The sequence below is a fragment of the Leptolyngbya sp. AN02str genome (assembly GCF_050565595.1).
Lineage (GTDB): Bacteria > Cyanobacteriota > Cyanobacteriia > Elainellales > Elainellaceae > Kaiparowitsia.
Window position 1 is genome coordinate 70,512 of the sequence record NZ_JBNXVR010000002.1, and the last position, 18,198, is coordinate 88,709.

12 protein-coding genes are annotated in these 18,198 nt (G+C 53.4%); 2 read left to right on the plus strand and 10 right to left on the minus strand.

Annotation, left to right across the window (positions count from 1 at the left end):
- Positions 1-359: 359 nt before the first annotated feature.
- Complete coding sequence (glnA, locus tag ACQ4M4_RS02090) at positions 360-1,781, plus strand: type I glutamate--ammonia ligase (RefSeq protein ID WP_430682790.1); 1,422 nt, start codon at positions 360-362, stop codon at positions 1,779-1,781.
- A gap of 101 nt (positions 1,782-1,882) precedes the next feature.
- On the opposite strand, the gene ACQ4M4_RS02095 is transcribed toward glnA, so the two are convergent.
- From ACQ4M4_RS02095 to ACQ4M4_RS02130, 8 genes are all read right to left on the minus strand, one after another.
- The gene (locus ACQ4M4_RS02095) at positions 1,883-4,516 is read right to left on the minus strand and encodes a GAF domain-containing protein (RefSeq protein ID WP_430682791.1); all 2,634 of its coding nucleotides are present in this window, start codon (positions 4,514-4,516) and stop codon (positions 1,883-1,885) included.
- 80 nt (positions 4,517-4,596) lie between these two features.
- Positions 4,597-7,017, minus strand: coding sequence for a glycosyltransferase (locus ACQ4M4_RS02100; protein WP_430682792.1), 2,421 nt, complete (start codon positions 7,015-7,017; stop codon positions 4,597-4,599).
- A 140-nt stretch (positions 7,018-7,157) separates the two neighbouring features.
- Positions 7,158-8,327, minus strand: a complete 1,170-nt coding sequence (locus ACQ4M4_RS02105; RefSeq protein WP_430682793.1) for a glycosyltransferase family protein — start codon at positions 8,325-8,327, stop codon at positions 7,158-7,160.
- A 39-nt stretch (positions 8,328-8,366) separates the two neighbouring features.
- A complete protein-coding gene (locus ACQ4M4_RS02110; RefSeq protein ID WP_430682794.1) occupies positions 8,367-9,266 on the minus strand; it encodes a glycosyltransferase family 2 protein in 900 nt (299 codons plus the stop codon).
- A 13-nt stretch (positions 9,267-9,279) separates the two neighbouring features.
- The gene (locus ACQ4M4_RS02115) at positions 9,280-10,866 is read right to left on the minus strand and encodes a glycosyltransferase (RefSeq protein ID WP_430682795.1); all 1,587 of its coding nucleotides are present in this window, start codon (positions 10,864-10,866) and stop codon (positions 9,280-9,282) included.
- 224 nt (positions 10,867-11,090) lie between these two features.
- The gene (locus ACQ4M4_RS02120) at positions 11,091-12,659 is read right to left on the minus strand and encodes an alpha-amylase (RefSeq protein WP_430682796.1); all 1,569 of its coding nucleotides are present in this window, start codon (positions 12,657-12,659) and stop codon (positions 11,091-11,093) included.
- A gap of 24 nt (positions 12,660-12,683) precedes the next feature.
- Positions 12,684-13,700, minus strand: coding sequence for an aldo/keto reductase (locus ACQ4M4_RS02125; RefSeq protein WP_430682797.1), 1,017 nt, complete (start codon positions 13,698-13,700; stop codon positions 12,684-12,686).
- A gap of 258 nt (positions 13,701-13,958) precedes the next feature.
- Positions 13,959-14,159 carry a hypothetical protein gene (locus ACQ4M4_RS02130; protein WP_430682798.1) on the minus strand — a complete coding sequence of 67 codons (201 nt, stop codon included), beginning with the start codon at positions 14,157-14,159 and terminating at the stop codon, positions 13,959-13,961.
- A 397-nt stretch (positions 14,160-14,556) separates the two neighbouring features.
- On the opposite strand from ACQ4M4_RS02130, the gene ACQ4M4_RS02135 reads away from it, so the two are divergent.
- Positions 14,557-15,426 carry a M23 family metallopeptidase gene (locus ACQ4M4_RS02135; protein ID WP_430682799.1) on the plus strand — a complete coding sequence of 290 codons (870 nt, stop codon included), beginning with the start codon at positions 14,557-14,559 and terminating at the stop codon, positions 15,424-15,426.
- Between the two features lie 193 nt (positions 15,427-15,619).
- Here the strand turns inward: ACQ4M4_RS02135 and ACQ4M4_RS02140 are convergent, their stop codons facing one another.
- A complete protein-coding gene (locus tag ACQ4M4_RS02140) occupies positions 15,620-16,447 on the minus strand; it encodes a PHP domain-containing protein (protein ID WP_430682800.1) in 828 nt (275 codons plus the stop codon).
- A gap of 104 nt (positions 16,448-16,551) precedes the next feature.
- Entirely contained in the window at positions 16,552-18,027 is a 1,476-nt protein-coding gene (locus ACQ4M4_RS02145; protein ID WP_430682801.1) for a leucyl aminopeptidase, read from the minus strand.
- Positions 18,028-18,198: the final 171 nt, after the last annotated feature.

Sequence of the window (18,198 nt, forward strand, 5' to 3'; positions counted from 1 at the left end):
GCACGAATTCAGCAACATCCAAAACCCAAATCCGCATTCTTGACCCACCCCAACCGTTGAGCGATCGAGTAGGGCACTACATTTCAGCGCCAGGGCAATCGCCCATTTACCCTTCCTGCCAGAGCAAACACCCTTGAAAGATCCAAATGGTTTGACGGAAGAAGTCATTTTGTGATTTCGTATACAAAATCTACCCATCTCACTCCATAGGATGATTCAGGTACAGCAGCTCCTAATTCGATTCAATTAGGACTCTTCTGCAGCTATCCATCTTGCTTGAGAGAGGATTTGTTCGATTTCCTCAGGGCAATGTAGGGCAGCACTTAGTATTGATTTTGCTCAGGACGAAGGAGTAATTCATGGCCATGACCCCCGATGACGTCTTGCGTCAGATTAAAGACCAAGACATTAAGATGATCGACCTTAAGTTCATCGATATGCCAGGTATTTGGCAGCACCTCACGGTGTATCAAGATCAGATTGATGAAAGCAGCTTTACAGACGGCGTACCCTTCGATGGGTCTAGCATTCGGGGTTGGAAGGCTATCAACGAGTCTGACATGTCCATGGTTCTCGATGCCAGCACCGCCTGGATCGACCCTTTCATGAAAGAGCCCACTCTGAGCGTCATCTGCCAGATTAAAGAGCCCCGCACCGGAGAGTGGTATTCTCGCTGCCCTCGCGTGATTGCAACCAAAGCCGTTGAGTATTTGAAGTCTACCGGCCTTGGTGACACCGCATTCTTTGGCCCTGAAGCCGAATTCTTCATCTTCGAAGACGTTCGTTTTGATCAAAACGAGCACGAAGGCTATTACCACGTTGATAGCATTGAAGGTCGCTGGAATACTGGTAAAGTAGAGCCCGGTGGAAACAAAGCCTACAAGCCTCGCTACAAAGAAGGCTATTTCCCCGTAGCCCCCACCGACACCTCGCAAGACATGCGCACCGAAATGCTGCTGACCATGGCTAAGTGCGGTGTGCCCATTGAAAAGCACCACCATGAAGTGGCTTCGGGCGGTCAGTGCGAACTCGGCTTCCGCTTTGGCACCTTGATTGAAGCAGCCGACTGGCTGATGACCTACAAGTACTGCATTAAGAACGTAGGGATGAAGTATGGCAAGACCATTACCTTCATGCCTAAGCCCGTCTTCAACGACAACGGTTCCGGCATGCACACCCACCAGTCTATTTGGAAGGATGGGCAGCCGTTGTTTGCCGGCGATCAGTACGCCGGCTTGAGCCAAATGGCGCTGTGGTACATCGGTGGTATTTTGAAGCATGCCCCTGCGCTGCTGGCTTTCACCAACCCCACTACCAACTCCTACAAGCGCTTGGTGCCTGGTTTCGAGGCTCCTGTAAACTTGGCTTACTCGCAGGGTAACCGCTCAGCTTCCGTGCGGATTCCCTTGTCGGGTAGCAACCCCAAGGCCAAGCGTCTTGAGTTCCGTTGTCCCGATGCAACCTCCAACCCTTACTTGGCGTTTGCAGCGATGCTGTGCGCAGGTATCGACGGGATCAAGAACCAAATTGATCCGGGTTCCCCGTTGGATGTGGACATCTACGACCTCAGCCCTGAAGAGTTGGCGAAGATTCCTTCGACCCCCGGCTCGCTGGAAGATGCGTTGAGCAGCCTGGAGAAGGATCATGAGTTCTTGACAACCACTGGCGTCTTCACTGAAGACTTTATTGCCAACTGGATCAATTACAAGCTCGACAACGAAGTAAACCCCATGCGTCTACGTCCGCATCCCTACGAGTTTGCGCTGTACTACGACTGCTAAGGGCATGACGTTGAGCCTAACTTTGGTAAACGATGCTTTAGGTCAGTAAAGGAAGGGGAGCTACCTGTTAGTTCCCTTTTTTTTAACAATTCGATCGCTCGTTATTTGGTCTGCATAATGTGGACACCATCCCAATTTGGCGGCGGTGGTGTAAGGAGGTAGGCATGCGCCCGTTCTAGATGCACCAACACGGCACGATCGCCCTCTTTGATTCGCCTTGCCTGCTCAAAGCAACGAATGGCATCCTGAAATCGTTGGTGTTTGTAGGCGTGGCGGCCTTGTTGGTACAGGTGCAAAAATTCTTGCATTGGGTCAGGTAGGGGATGGGTGCGATCGCCCAATAGTTCATAAATATCCACTGGCTGCGTTTTTCCTTTAACCTGAATGCGATCGAGTTCTCGTACCCATACCTGTTCGCGGCAAAGCCCGTAGGTAAACTCACTCAAAATAATGTCGCACCCGTATTCCTTCGTCACCCCCTCCAAACGAGAGCTAATATCGACCCCGTTGCCGATCACGGTGTAATCCATGCGCTTTTGAGAGCCAATATTGCCAGATACCACCTCGCCTGAGCTAATGCCAATACCAATCCGAATTGTCGGCTGATTTGAAATGCGACGATGCTCGTTAAATTCTGCCAATCGCCGCCGCATATCCAACGCCGACTGAACCGCCATGGCCGCATGGTTGTGCAAAGGTAAGGGAGCGCCAAATACCGCCATCAGCGCATCGCCAATAAACTTATCCAGCGTGCCTTCATAATTGAACACCGCCTCCACCATCGTCTCGAAGTAATTATTCAGCAGCGCCACCACATCTGCCGCTTCCATATGCTCTGTCAGGCTGGTGTAACCACGAATATCGGAAAACAGGATAGTCACGTCTTTACGCTCGCCCACCATGAGGGCATCTTCCCCTAGGGCCATCACTCGCTCCGCAACTCCCGGAGTCATGTAGCGGTACATGGTGGCTTTCATCCGCTTCTCTTGGCTAATGTCTTCCAGCACCACTAAGCCACCCTTGACCTTGCCTTCGGGATTGGTTAGAGGATTAATTGTGAGATTGATACTGCGCTCGATTTCGTGGATATCCGAGGCAGGAAGGGGACTGGGAAGCCCTATCTCGAATGGTGGGGCTGAGGCAGCAGGCAACAGAGGTTGGGATGAATCGGAGACGTGGGCAAGCACAGAAGAAGCGGGGTCTTGGTTCCAGGCCAAGTATTCGTTGGGATGAGTGGGCGATCGCACCGCTAATACATGGCTCAATCCAGCCTGACACTGTTCGTTTTCGACTAACGATTTCATTTCGTAAGTGCCGACAACCAGGCTTTGCTCCGGTACATAATGGCGTGCGCCCGTTTTTAAGCTATCCTCCAGCCGAAACTTGAGGTTTTCGATGGGAGCAATTTCCCAGACAAACCGCCCAATCAAATGCTTGAGCCACAGCTCCTGCTGAAAACCCTCTTCGCGCTTGGTTGGGCAGCCCAGCAGTGCGAGCGCCGCTTCGTTAATCGTGACGATGCGACCTTCCATATCTGTCGAAATGACCGCATCCGATAAGCTTTGCAAAATGTCCTTTTGATACTGGCGCTCCAGCAGCACCCGTTCAAAGAGCTGGGCATTTTCCAGCGCAATGCCCGCCTGAATATTGAACGCCTGCATGAATTCTTCGTCGGAAGTGTTGAAGGTACCCTGAAGCTTATTGATGAGCTGCGTCACGCCAATCAGTTTTCCCTCAGAATTGAACACGGGCATGCACAGAATGGTGTGAGTTTGATAGCCCGTCAGCTGATCAGCAGAGGGATCGAAGCGTGGATCTTCGTACGCATTGGCAATGTTGAGGCTTTGACCGGTGGACGCCACAAATCCAGCCACGCCGCGATTGGCAGGAATCCGGATCTCTACCAGCTTGGAGCCATCGGCAGTGGCAACCTTGGACCACAATTCATTGCGATCGCGATCGAGTAAAAAAATTGTGCTGCGATCGGCCTGCATCAGTTGTCGGGCCTCATCCATCACCGCTCGAAGGGTACGCTCCAGATCCAAACTTTTGGCCAATACGGTTGTGGCATTGAGCAAGGCCACTGCACCGCGCTGATGCCGCGCCGCCACGTAAAACGCATTACAGCTTTCGAGAATGACCCCCAGCGATGCGGCAAATTCCTCAAATTGGCATTCGTCGTGGTTGCTAAAAGGCACATTGCCCGACTTGTTGAGCAACTGCGCCACAGCCACCACGCGCCGCTGCGTATCGAAAATGGGCATACACAAAATCGTGTGGGTTTGGTAGCCCGTTTGCTGATCCACCTCAGGGTTGAACATGGGGTGATGGTAGGCATCGGCAATATTGAGGCCGGTGCCTGTGGTCGCCACATATCCAGCAATACCCGCACTCAGCGGAATTCGCAGATCCATGCGATGGTCGCTGTCGCCCTGAGCCACCTTAGACCACAGCTGTTCTTTGTCTTCATCTACTAAAAAAATTGTGGTGCGATCAGCCTGGAGCACTTGCCCAATTTTGAGGGTAAAGGCTTCTAAAATTTGCTCCAGCACAATTTCCAGCGACTGGTTATTGAGCAAATCGATCGCGCGACGGCTTTGCTCAAACTCGTGGGTAATTTGCACCAGCAAATCGCCAAATTGGCCAGAGGTTAGGGATTTGACCTGCTGAGTAAGATCGCCTTTGCGGTCTACCTGCGCCAGCATGGCCAACATAGAGCCAGGAGAGGAAGGCATGAAGTTACAGGCTAGTGACGACGGATAAGGAATGGAGCGATGCGACCCTTTGTGCTTATACTGTAGCCTGTTTGCCTGGATCAGCGAGAGAGCGCCTGGGTGTAGGCAGAGTATAGCCGCGCCTGGTATTGGGCCATCTGGTAACGTTGTGCTTGCTGCGTGCCCCGGTCGATGAGCTGCTGCCGTCGGGTGCGATCGCCCATCAGTTGCTCCATCTTGTTGCGAATATCATTAGCATCATAGGGATTCACATAGAGAGCTGCATCACCACAAATTTCTGGCAGGCACGATACCGCCGAGGTAATGACCGGACACCCCAAGGTCATGGCTTCCACAGGCGGCAGGCCAAATCCTTCGTACAGCGAGGGAAACACCAGCGCAAAAGCTCCCTGGTACAGTGCCTTCAAATCGTGACTGGGAATGTAATCCAACCATTTGGCCGAATGGTGGGGTGGCATGTCGTTTATGCGGCTGAGTTCCCGCTCCCAGTCCCAGGCTTTTTTACCGACCAGAACCAGAGGCATGTCGGTATCTAGGGCGGCATAGGCTTCTAGCAACCGACCCACATTTTTCTTGGGCTCGATCGCCCCGACAAATAGCCAATACTGCTGTTCTATCAGGCGATATCGGGCAAGCGTGTGGCGAAGGGCGATCGCATCGGTTTCCGCCGGCCCAAAAGCAATTGGTTGGTAGGTCACGTGAATGCGATCGGGATCGGCATCAAAGAAAGTGAGCAAGTCGCGCTTGGTATGCTCCGACACGGTGATGATGGCGTGAGAGTCACGCAGGGCATGGCGAACATTGCCGTAAAACACCTTTTTGTTATCTCGGGTGGTGTAAGGCAAGCGCAGCGGAATGAGATCGTGGATGGTCGTGATTTTGGGAACGTTGCGAATTCGCATTGGTAGCGGATGCGTGACATGCCACACATCCATGGGTTCCGACAAAGACACATCGGTAATGCGGTTAAACCAGCTAAAGGAAAGGTTCGCAATTTCGTAGCAGCGGGGCAGGTTAAAGGATTGAGCATAGCGGATGAAATCTGCCCCAAACACACCTTCTTTCAGCACCAACGCACCCAGGCGATCGCGCCGCCACGGTCGATTCAGCGGCCCTAAATAAGATTTCAGCAATCCCTTCAGCACGCCGATCGCCATTCCAGGACTCAATTCTTTGGAAAACTGCTTGTCGAAGAACATCACTTCATCGAGGAGGCGATCGCGCCGATTGCCATTGCGCCCCAACAGCACCTCCACCTGTGCCCCCATCAGCTGCAACGCGTGCACCAATGTCGCACTGTAGGTTTTGATGCCCGTTCCCTCGGGAAGTTGGAGGTTGTAGCCATCCACCAATACCCGCAGCCCCTGGAGCTTGGCCGCAAAGCTGGGAGGCGATGCCGCGATTTTTTCTAACGGGGTATGGGCGGACGGAGATGAGGAGAGAATCGTCAGGGGGCGATCGCCATTACCAGCCCCGACATTCTGCCAAGTCGAGGCCGCACCCGCCGCATCAAACGTCCGCACCAAATCGGGCACACACACCAAAAATTTGCCTTGCTTGGTAATGGACTGAGGCGACCAAGCCGTAATCCACCAGTCCTCATCGGCTCCTTGGCCATGCTTGCGACCAACCGCTTTGGGCGCACCCAGATACGGCGTAGGAATGGGCAACACCCCACGCCAATAGTCCCGATGCGCATGGAGATGCACCCCCGGCATGGAGCGCTTCAGCAACACAGAATACTCACCAATCGTCGCCCGCCTGTAGGTGCGATGCTCAGCCGCGTCGCGCCCGGTCAGAATGGGCCGCGCGATGGGATCTTGCACCTGAGCCAGCACCCGCAGCAACTCGGGATGCACATCCACATCATCTTGAAAGTAGGAAATCCACTCAATGCTGGGGTCGGCGAGCCAATAGCCAATGCCAGTATTGATGGCAGTTGGGAGACCTCGATTTTGAGGCAGTGCCAGCAACACGGCTTGATGCGCCTCGGCAATCTCGCGATTGTGCCGCCGATGGTCTGGTGAGGAGCCGTCGTCAATCACCACGACGGGTGCGCCCAAGGCAGCAATTTGCGGGAGCGATCGCGCCAAACTGTGGGGTCGGTTGTAGGTGGTGATGACGCAGGCTACGGTTGAAGCGAGCGGTTGGCACAAGGGGGCGATCGCCGCCACATGATCCAACACCGCTTGAAACAGATCTGGTTCTGGAGTGGGAATGACAGGCTCCTGCCACTGGGCATAGATGGCAAACACCGAGTTCGCAAATATCGGCTGAAACCGTTGCACAATCTGCCAAATGACTGTGGGCTCCACATCGTGCAGCATCCGCTTGTGCAGGATCGCGATCGCAAAATGCTGAGCGGGCAACACCGTTGTTACGTTGTAAGAATAAACCTGAGGAAACACCTCCAAAAATTCGTTGGGCGCAAGCATGGCATCCGATGGGCGAGCATAGCGCTGCACAACATCACGGGTCTCGATCCAAAATTCGTCATCCATTGGGAATGCCATAGGCCAATAGCAATTGATTAACGCAACGCAACTCATTCAAAACTGACGCATTTGTGTTGAGAATTGGGCACGAAGCATCCAATCTCCAACACAAATTCACTTGATTTAGTGAATTTGTGTTCGTCCTATCATCGTTTCGATTCAGGCTTGATCATTGCCCAATTCAAGCGTTGTTTAAAGCGTTGTTTAATTCGAATCCAGTGCGATCGCACTTTCCAAAACTTGCTGGATTCCATCGCCTGAATTTGTGTCAATCCCTCATCTCGTTGATGCGTGACTTGAGCAAGCTTCTGTTGACACAGCACGAGCTGTTCGACCAAGTATTGCACCTGTTGCCTATCATATTGATGCATGAAAGCTAATGGTTCTTTCAATCTTTGAAGCAACCCATGTTGGTGAGCATAACCAATAGTTTGCAACAAGTTTTCCAAACTATACTGCTCAACAAAAATTTGATGAGCCCGTTGTGAGAGCTGATGTGCTGCTTCGGGATGAGCTGCAATCCAGTTCATGTGATGCTGAATGTGTTGCACTTGTTCTGCCGGATGACTATCTGGATCGAGATAGAGAACCGTATCGCCAAACGTCCTGCGGATAAAAGGATGGTCTCCACAAATGGCGATCGCCCCCGCTGCAACAATCTCAAAAAGCCGCATGGATGGGACTTCGGCTTGTCGATGTTCGGGCCGATGCAAACATAACCCAACACCCGCCTGGTTCAGAACTTTCAAAACACTTACCCCATCAAATGGCAAACTGCCGCGATAATTTTTTTGCAGAAAATGCCAGCCAAGTTCACGTCCATAAATATCCACAAAATCGAGTCGATCTAGTAACTGAAATAGCGACAAAAAGCGATCGCCATCCCAATTGGAACCTAGATACACCAAGCGCGGATTTTCCAGACTGGGAGACTGATATGGAGTCCGAAAGCAACTGGGATAAAACGGAGCTTTCAAGGTTGGCAAATGAGACTGCAATTGATGATCTAACCAGGCTTCAATTGGCCGAGAAGCAATCAAATATCCGTCATAGTTCAATATTGTTTGAATCGCCACATCTACCCCATCAAAAAAGGCTGGTGGATTCCACATACACCCATAGGTGGGAAAGGGCCACAGCTTTTGGCTGTTGTGGTGTAGCGCCAGCACAAAGTCGGGGGCAAAGTGAAGGATTTCTACGGGCGAGCGCAACGCTAGCGCCTGCCATCCCAACCGCTGAGCCGCGATTTCGATGCGCTGAGCCAGCTCCGACTCAGCCCAATGTTCCACAAACGGGTAATGCAACGCAATTTTCATAGCACACGGGAGTGCATGCCAAACGCATGACTGGAACCATCATTTTATGAACAATTTCATCCATGGTTGGATGAATCGTTTGATCCATGGTTTGACAGGGGCAGGAATGTAATGAGCGATCGCCATCCATACAGGATTCTTCGCTGTTGGCGGTGGCATACCAACCTGTGCCTGAACCGCCGCTTGCCACTGCTCGTTCAGGGCGATGATGTAAGCCTGGAGACACTCAATCCGCTGTTGCTTCCAGAGTTCCTGTTGGTAAAACGGGGCCTGATTTTGCGCCGCAAACACCTCCTGAAGCGATCGCCTCTGGTCTTGGCTCGACACACCGCCTAATGAAAATGAAGCGATCGTTCGGGGAATATAATGAACCGCCAGGTCTTGATGCTCCAACAGCTTCAAAAACCAGGCATAGTCGGCAGCAATACGATAGTGTTCCTCAAAGCCGCCCAGTTGATGAAATAGATCGCGCTTAAAGAAACTGGCCGGATGTTGCGGCCCGTCCAAAAACAGCATTAACGCTTCTGCCAAAGCTTCGGGTGGCTTGGGTTTGCGGATTCTCAAACTGTTGCCCGACCGACAGATATGTAAATCGCCATAGACAAAATCGCAGCGGGTTTGCTGAGCAATAAACGCCATCACATCGGCAATCACCGTTGGGTCAAACAACGCATCATCTGCATTCAAAAAGTACACAAACTCACCAGTCGCATGGCGAATGCCTTTGTTCATGGCGGCGTAAATGCCATCGTCGGGTTCGTGAATGAGCGTGGTGATGCGATCGCGGTAGGGAGCCAAAATTTCGAGGGTGCGATCGCTCGATTGCCCATCCACCACGACATATTCAATATCGGGGTAGGTTTGAGACACCACACTTCGCACAGCTGTTGCAATCGATGGCGCGGCATTTTTGCACACTGTAATGATGGAAAGTTTCATCGCGCTGCCTCCGTTACTCTCGCCCCGCCCATCCCACGCTCCGGCGCATTGCAAACCACACACTGCGGAGCCTCCAAAATTTACTCGTTTCCATGGCGGCAAGGCGTTGTTGATACTCATCCCGCGCGGCTTCGGCTTGCTGCACCCGCTCAGCGATCGTGCGGTAATAGTCCACGGCTCTCGTCAGGGCGTGAACCACGATAGGGGTATGAATAGGCTCTACCGATGGCCCCAATGTGACATCTAGTGGAGCGGCGATCGCTCCCAATTGGGCCCAATCGTCTGCATTTGGAGCAGATCGAACCCACGGCTGTGCCAACAGCTCATGATACAAATCCACATAGCGCTGTGCTTCATCGGGCATTGCATAGCGCTGCTCAGCCATGAGGCGTGCTGGCCACTGCATCGCTCGGCACCGATCCGGATTGAGCACACACTCCACAATAGCCTGTCCAAATAGCTCAAAGTTGCCTAACGGAACCAGCCACCCTGTTTTTCCAGGAAGCACCGCATCGCGCATGCCACCCCCATCAAACGCAATGACGGGGGTCGCGCAACTCATCGCCTCCAGCATGACATTGGGCAAATTATCTTCAAACGAGGACAGCAGCAAAACATCTGCCGCCGCATAGGCCGACACCAAATCAACCGGCGCAGACTTCATCCCCAGGTGCAGGTAGGGCATCATCGGTTCCGCCGCATTCTCCCACCCTTGGGGCCAGTGGGTCAGCTCGCTACCAAATATCAGAAGCTGCACTCGCCCCGCTCGCACCAATGCCCGAAATTCTGAATGCTCCAGGCATTGCTGCAAAGTATTCATGAGTTGGACAAAGCCTTTGCGGGGTTCAGGCGTGCTCTGGGCAATTAGGGTAAACACCTGCGGATCGATACCTAATCGGGCTTTGGCCGTGGCTTTTTCCATCGGCCAAAACTGGTCAAGGTTCAGTGCATAGGGAATCGTTTCCACACGGCATTGGCGAAATAGCTGGCTGGCTTGGGCGCAGGCGGTCATCCAGGTACTCGGTGTGACAAGTGTGAGGCGATCGCGCACTGGGCTGAGCAGGGTTCGCTTGTCTTGTAGGCTGGCCGCCGGAAGATGGTAGGGATCATCCCGCAGTTGAGGGCAGTCCTCGCAGGTGTGCTGGTAGCCAACGCATCCCGCAGAGTAGTGGCACCCACCCGTAAACGGAGCCATGTCATGCAGAGTCCACACCACAGGCTTGTTCAACGACAGCAGCTTGTGCAGCGTTGCAGGCGACTGAAATGCCGAAACCCAATGCAAATGAATCACATCAGCCTGTTGGCACAGGTTCAGTGTGGCCAGATCAAACCCTGGATACCCGTAGGAAAAATAGCTTTGAGCCGCTTCAGTTTTGTTTTGGTTGCAATAAAGTTGCTGAATTGTGAGCCATTCTGAGGTTCGTAGCGTGACTTCGGTTTCCTGAGTGGAGACACACAGCACCGTTGGGTCATCCGTCACTTTGGAGCGCACGAGCAGGTACGACTGATGGCCCAGCTGTTGCAGGCTTTGATGCAGGCGATAGGTGGCGATCGCCGCCCCACCCGAAACATCGTAGGTGCTTATGTGAACCACTTTCATGAATGAGAGCCCAGCGTCGGTATGAAACCCGCCACAATTTACCGTGGATTCCGCTTTGAAGGCTAACCCGTTTTTCCCACAACCAGCCAATAATCAGTCCCACATCGGTTGAAAGAGCCTTGCGGGCAACGGTTTCCCCAAAATTCCTAGTAAACCCAAAAATATCTGCCCGAATCGGCAAAAGCCTCAACGAGTGAGCATTTGAGTTTGAAAATGATGCAGTTCTATTCGAATTCGCGAGCGACCTGGCTACCAAGATGAATCGCGATCGCATCCATGGCAGCAACCGTCATTTGGGCCTGTCGCCGTGAATTGACCACAATGGTGGCGCTTGGATCGGCACATTGGCCATTTGGCATCAAACTGGTATGGGCAATGTCGCAGTAGGTGCCGGGCGGCAACTCTGTTTGAAAGGTGTGAGTGAGCGGCTGATCTTCAAGATTAATTGCCACAAAGCCTTGGTCGCCCCGCCCAAAGGCAATTTGCTCGCGGCCATTGCTCCACCACTGAGTTAACGGGGCATCTTGCACGACTTTGCGAAACCCAACCATGTTGGCGATCGCGGCCCAGCGGTGTTCACACTGCCACTCCTCAAAACAGCGCGCCTCCTGATTCAAAAAGACCGGATGCGTCGCACCGTTGGTATCGGCAGGTGGGCCTTGATCGGGATGGTCAAATCGGTAGCTCGACATCACCTGAGGATAGCCGTAAGGATAGGCCAGCATAAATACATTGGCTAGCTCATACAGCTTGCCCGCCTTGTAGGTTAGGTACGTTCCTCCACCGCCATGGCCACGCTGCTTGTCGTGGTTGTCGATAAACACAACGGCTTTGTCAGATGGCATCAGGCCCCAACTTTCGCCTAACGTTTCTAGTTGAGCCAAGTGGCGATCGCCTTCGCCCAAAAAGGTTTCACTCACCAACCGACCGTACTCAAACTCGTGGACATCGCCATTGTCGTAGTATTCCGACTTTTTAATGGCTTCGTTGCCCGGGTCAATCACCTCTTGGTAAATGTAAGGATCGGTGTTCACCTGCTGGCGGAGTTGCCGCACAATTTCTCCCAACTCTGAAGCAGCAATATGTTTGGCGGCATCAATCCGAAAGCCATCCACACCAATGTCCACAAGTGACTTGAGATACTTCACCAGCTCGCGCTGGACGCGGGGTGACGAGGTTTTGAGGTCGGCCAATCCAACCAGCTCACAGGAAATAACTTGGTAGCGGTCTTGATAGCTTTCAATACCGCGACGGCAGGTGTGAAAATCTTCTGGGCTGTAGAGTTCGGGATGGTTGTACTTGGTATAGGGGGTGCCCGCGCTGCCTACGCCCCGGTCAATGGCGGCCATGTGGTTAATCACCGCATCGGCATAGACCTTCACTCCGGCTCGATGGCAACGGCGGATCATGTTTACGAGCTGGATGCGATCGCCACTGCGGCTTTGCAGCTTATAGCTTACGGGCTGGTAGCGCTGCCACCAGGGATAATTATCCTGAGGTAGCACCGCATGCTCATTGGGTGGAGAAATTTGCACCGCATCGTAGCCCATCGGCCCCAAAAAGGCTTCGCACTCTTGGGCTACATCATTCCACGTCCATTCAAATAAGTGCACAAATGCCGAGGGTGAGCTGTCGGTAGGGGGCTCTCCTACCGACACTGCGGCCGCCCCAACCGCCTGCGAAGGAACCATCACTTTGGCAGACATGCGAAACGTCGCGATCGCCAGAAACGCGAGGATCAGCCCACCCCAAACGAGTCGCCGCCGTATCCGTCGCTGTTGTATCCGCCTCATCTGATTTCACCTTTGCTATAGATGCTACCGTCGGTATTCATCGCCGCAGTCCCCAATCAGCTCAAACAAGTTGCGCGAACGATTGAGAATTGTTTCAATTTGTTCATAATTTTCCCGGCTCAGGGAGAAATTAAACACTCTGGCGTTGTCTTCCCGATGCTGAGCAATGCCTAACCGTGCCCCCACAATGACGCCAGCCACCGCTGGTTGTTCCAGCAGATAGCGCACCGCAACATTGGCAATACTGACCTGATGCTGCTGTGCGATCGCCTGTAGCGTCGTCAACAGCTCTTGAAATAGCGACCAACCGCCCCAGCCATCCACCATGTTCTTGTACTTGCGCAGGGAAACAGTATCGAGTTCCGTGCCGCGTGGCTCTGGCTGATTGACGTATCGCTCAGACAACAGGCCGCCGCACAGCGTGCCGTAGGTCAGCAGCTTAACCCCACGCTCCTCGCATAGTTTGGCCATCTGCACCTGAGGCCGTCGATCTACAAGAGAATATTGCACCTGGTTAGACACAACTTGAATTCCCGCATCCAAAATGATGGCCAAATGCTCGGTATCAAAGTTCGTTAAGGCCAAATGCTTGATTTTGCCCTCGGACTGCAAATCGGCCATGTGCTGGAGCGCAGTCAAATAATTGCGATCGCGATACTCCCACCAGTGAAACTGCAGTAAGTCCAGGCAGGGTGTATTCATGCGACGAAGCGATCGCTCAATATTTTCCTCCACAACTCGGCGGGTCATCGTTCCTGGGCGAGGCACCCATTTAGTCAGCGCTTGAAGCTGAGTCAGCGCCTCTGGCCCCTGTTGCGCGGCCAGCTGTTGCCGAAACTCGCCAATAAAATCTTCGGCAGGCCCGTAGTGATCGGCCAAGTCCCATGTTGTAAATCCTGCATTCAGGTAATCAAACATGCTGGGAATTGCCTTGCTGGGGTCGATGCGACCATGCGCCCCCGAAACCTGCCACATGCCGTTTAGGATGCGGCAAATCTCTAAATCTGGGGCAAGTTGATAGCGGCTAGAATCCGGCAGCATGGTGTAACGTTTTGTAAATCGAAGGTGTACACAGTGTATCGCAGCCCCGTTAGCAACGTGAGTTCTTTTCAGTTTTCAACATGGCTCAGGGGTCAGTTCATGGTCATGGAAAGCAAGGCTCGTTGAGGGCGTGTTGATGGAGGCCCCTGCGCTGTCACAGTTGAGTTTTCACAAAAGCACGGTGGTTTCCCAGTCCCTCGATTGATTGGCAATCGATTAGCATCCAATCTTGTTTATGCCAGTTACGACCAATGCCAATTACAACCGATGCCAGTTACGACCGTTATAGCGAGCGCCACTCCGTTCGGCAATCCGCCAATCGCCTGAGTTCACCGACAGACCACGAAGCCTGGGGCGCAACGCTGCCCCAAGCAACAGCCGCCTGCATGGTTGAGCAGCAGAATTGCTCAACCATGCAGGCTTCAACAAGCCATAGGTGCAGGAGGGCCAATCTTTCACTCACTGGACTTACGCATTGGTGTTGTGGGTAGGGTGCTTCGCACCCTACCCACAACACCAACACACCAGATTTAGTGGGCTTGCGTAAGCCCTGACTCAGTCTCCCAGTTCCGCAGTTGAGCAGTCGGCAAACGGGCAGGGAAACCGCAGCAAACGATGCTGGATTTCGCGATACAATAGAACACATGAACTATATTCAATCAACCTGTCGGAGTTTGGCGCGGCGATCGCTTCATCAAATCTTCATTGGGTTTAATCAAGCCGAAGAGGGCCAAGATCCAGCGTTCCGGTTTTAAAACTTAGTGTTACGCTTTGAGATCGGAAGTTTTGTTCTGATCCTCGATTTGGCTGAATGAAGGGTAAGAACGTTTACACCCCCCGTCTCAAAACTCAACACATGAAGAAGAGAGCTATTCGCTTAGGCAGACTATTGTTGGCGGCGGGCGCTAGCCTGTCCTGTTTGGTGGTCATTGAAGCCCATCAAATGATGGTAAATGCGCGATCGCTCAACAGTCAGGCGGCGGCTATTGTGCAACAGCGGTTAACTCGCCCCGCTCAACTCCCCGATATGACGCCATTGGTGGCTCCGGCGATCGCCCCGGCCGACGCTACAGATCAGCCCAATTTTGCACCCAAAGGTTCTACCCCTAGCTCGACGAAACCTGCACCCACCGAGGAGGCGAGCAGCTTAGCCAAAAACACTGGCGCTCCGGGCGATCGCGCAGAGGATGTATCGAACCTGAATGTGAATCAAATTGCCGCCACCCAAGACCAGTGGGTTTCGGCATCATTTCCGCTGGAGCAGTTTGAAGCCTACACGTCGCCCTTTGGCTATCGCCGCTCTGTTGATGGCTACAACTTCAACGAGTTTCATTACGGATTGGATATGGCAGCTCCTCGGGGCAGCTATATTCGCAACTGGTGGACGGGCACGGTTGTCGAGGTAACCGATAACTCGAATTGCGGCACTTCTGTGGTGGTGGAAGCTGGCGGATGGCTGTCAATTTATTGCCATATGGAAGGCTATGTGGAGTCTTCGGGAGGTCGCCGTTACATGATCGATCGCGCTGGTGGCATTCAAATCTTTGAAGGGCAGGAAATTGCAGCGGGTGCACGCGTAGGCCGAGTTGGCATGACGGGCCGCACCACAGGCCCACACTTGCACTGGGGCCTCAAGTACAACAACAACTGGGTTGACCCAGCCATGGTTCTGCGCGCCATGTACGACAGCCAGCAGCGTTACTCGGCTCAGCAGAGCATCAACTAGCTTCAGCCAGCAAAAAATTCACTGAAAAGCTCAATTGGGTTAGACCGAGATCAGGGCATTCTGCGAGGCAGGGTGTCCTATTTTTTTGCTTGATCCGCGGATGGCATTGTTTGATATCAAGTCTTGCATCTTGAGCGACCTCAACCCAGCGTCGCAAACGCTCCTGCTTTGCATGAACCTGGCGATCGCCGCATTAGCGCACCGTTGCAACCGCAGCTTTCAACCCATCTAGCAGCGATAGAGGAATCCGAAAACCATTGAGCTGGTTGGCGTGGTTGCCTTTCCCTGCGGGGCCGGGGCCGTGGTAGTCGCTACCACCTGTCATCACGAGCTGATGCTGTTCACACCAGGCTTTGAGCTGTTTTGTTTGGGTGGGGCTATGGGATGGATGGTACACCTCCAAGCCCATCAGCCCTGCATCAAGTAGTGCGTGAAAGGTGGTTTCCACCTTGCCGCCTTGAAACAGGTAGGGATGCGCCCATACGGGCACCGCACCACACTCCCGCAAGAGCTGAATTCCCTCGATGGCCGAAAATTTTTCGTACCCAACGTAGGCCGGTTTCCCTTCGCCCAAGAATCGATCAAAGGCCTCTTGCGAAGTTTTGACATAGCCTGCGGCAACCATGGCGCTGGCGATATGGGGGCGTCCCGGGGCCATGCCTTCTCCACGGTCGGCCAATTGCAGCGGATAACCCAGCTCAGCAAGGGCTTCTAGCATGCGCTGAGCGCGGCGCTTTCGGCCCTCTAACCGTTCGGTCAAGGGAGACATCAATTGCTCTCGTTGGGGATAGAAGCCCAGGATATGCAGAGAGCGATCGCCCCAAACGGTACTCAACTCAACTCCTGGCACAATTTCCAGGCCATAGGTTTTTCCCGCTGCGATCGCTTCATCCCAGCCAGAAAGAGTGTCATGGTCTGTAATGGCGATCGCCCGTACACCTGCCGCCGCCGCCGTTTCCACCAGCTCGGTCGGCGTTAGCGTTCCATCCGAAAACGTTGTGTGGCAGTGCAGTTCCAGCATGTCTCACCCAATTCCCAACCCAACCGTTCAATCTGCCCCGGCATAGGCAAATGAGGGAAGCCACAAGCTCTAGGCTCACCTGCTTCCCTCATCTGCTACTTGACCTAATGCGTCGCCCAATTCACCAGCGTTCGCACCGCAAACCCGGTGCCACCTGCATTGTTGTAGCCGCTTTCCTTGTCGTTCCACACCGGGCCAGCCACATCCATGTGCGCCCAAGGGGTATCCTTCACAAACTGCTTCAGGAACAGAGTGGCGGTAATGGCTCCACCAGCCCGCGGCCCAGTGTTCTTCATATCGGCCACGACCGACTTCAGGCCGTCGAAGTATTTCTGCTCCATGGGCATGCGCCAGAATTTTTCACCTGCCAGCTTCGCTGCATCTTGCACTTGCTCCGCCAGTTCGTCGCTGGTACTCCACAGGCCTGCAATGTCATCTCCCAGGGCAACGATGCAGGCTCCGGTCAGCGTCGCCAGGTCAACAATGGCATCCACCTCTAGCTTTTCGGCGTAGACCAACGCATCGGCCAGGGTTAGGCGACCTTCAGCATCGGTATTGTTGATTTCGATGGTTTTGCCATTAGAGGCGGTCAGAATATCGCCTGGACGCATCGCATGGCCGCTGATCATGTTCTCGGTGACAGCGCTGATGAAGTGCACTTCCACATCGGGCTTGAGCAGGCCGATCGCCTTGGCCGCGCCAAAGGTTGCTGCGGCTCCGCCCATGTCGGTCTTCATCATTTCGATGCTGCTAGCGCCTACCTTCAGGTTGAGACCGCCACTGTCGAAGGTGAGGCCCTTGCCCACGATCGCCAGTTTTTTGCGGGGCGTGCCTGCGGGGCGATAGGTCATGTGAATGAATTTGGGCGGAAGATCAGACGCTTGGGCAACCCCCAAGTACGCTCCCATCCCTAGTTTTTCGCAGTCTTCTTTTTCCAAAATTTGGATATCTAGGCCACATTCGTTGGCGATCGCCTGGGCAGCCTCGGCCATGGTAATGGGATTCACCACGTTGGCAGGAGCCGATACTAGCTCCCGCGCCAAAACGACTCCTAGGGCAATCTTGCGAGCAGTATCAAATGCGGCTTCTTGCCCTGCAAACCCAAGCACATCAATTTGTTCTAGAGCCGGAGCCTTTTTATCTTCTTCGCCCGACTTGAAGCGGCTATCTTGATGTAGGGTTAGCTCAACTCCTTCGGCGATCGCTTGAGCCGACAGCGCCGCATCTCCATTACACATGGGCAAGCTCAGCGCCAGGGTTTTGCACTTTTGCCGTTTGGCCGTGCGAACCGCCGTTGCCGCCGCCCGACGCAGTCCATCTAGGGTCAAGTTATCGGCCTTGCCTAACCCAACCAAGGCAACTTTGCGAATGGCGCTATTGCCACCTACCCGGGTTACGGCAGAGCTATCGGCCTTGCCCTTAAATTCAAACTCATCAATCAGTTCTTGCAAAGTGCCAGATAGCGTTTCATTCAATGTTGTCAGATCACCACTCAGGCTGACTTCATCTTCAAATAAGCCAAGCACTAGGCAATCGCCCGCCCATTCGTGGCGGGGCGTATCAATCCCTCGTAACTCCATGGGTTATGTCCTAACAAATCACGTTCTAAACTGTATCGCTCTCTTCTTACTAGTATTCATCAAGAATTTCATCTCGGTGGGCCGAAACCTCATCTCGACAGAGCAGATGGCCGCGAAGTTGTGGCGAAATTCGGATGATCTTGCATCATAGATGAAGGATAAAGATGCGGA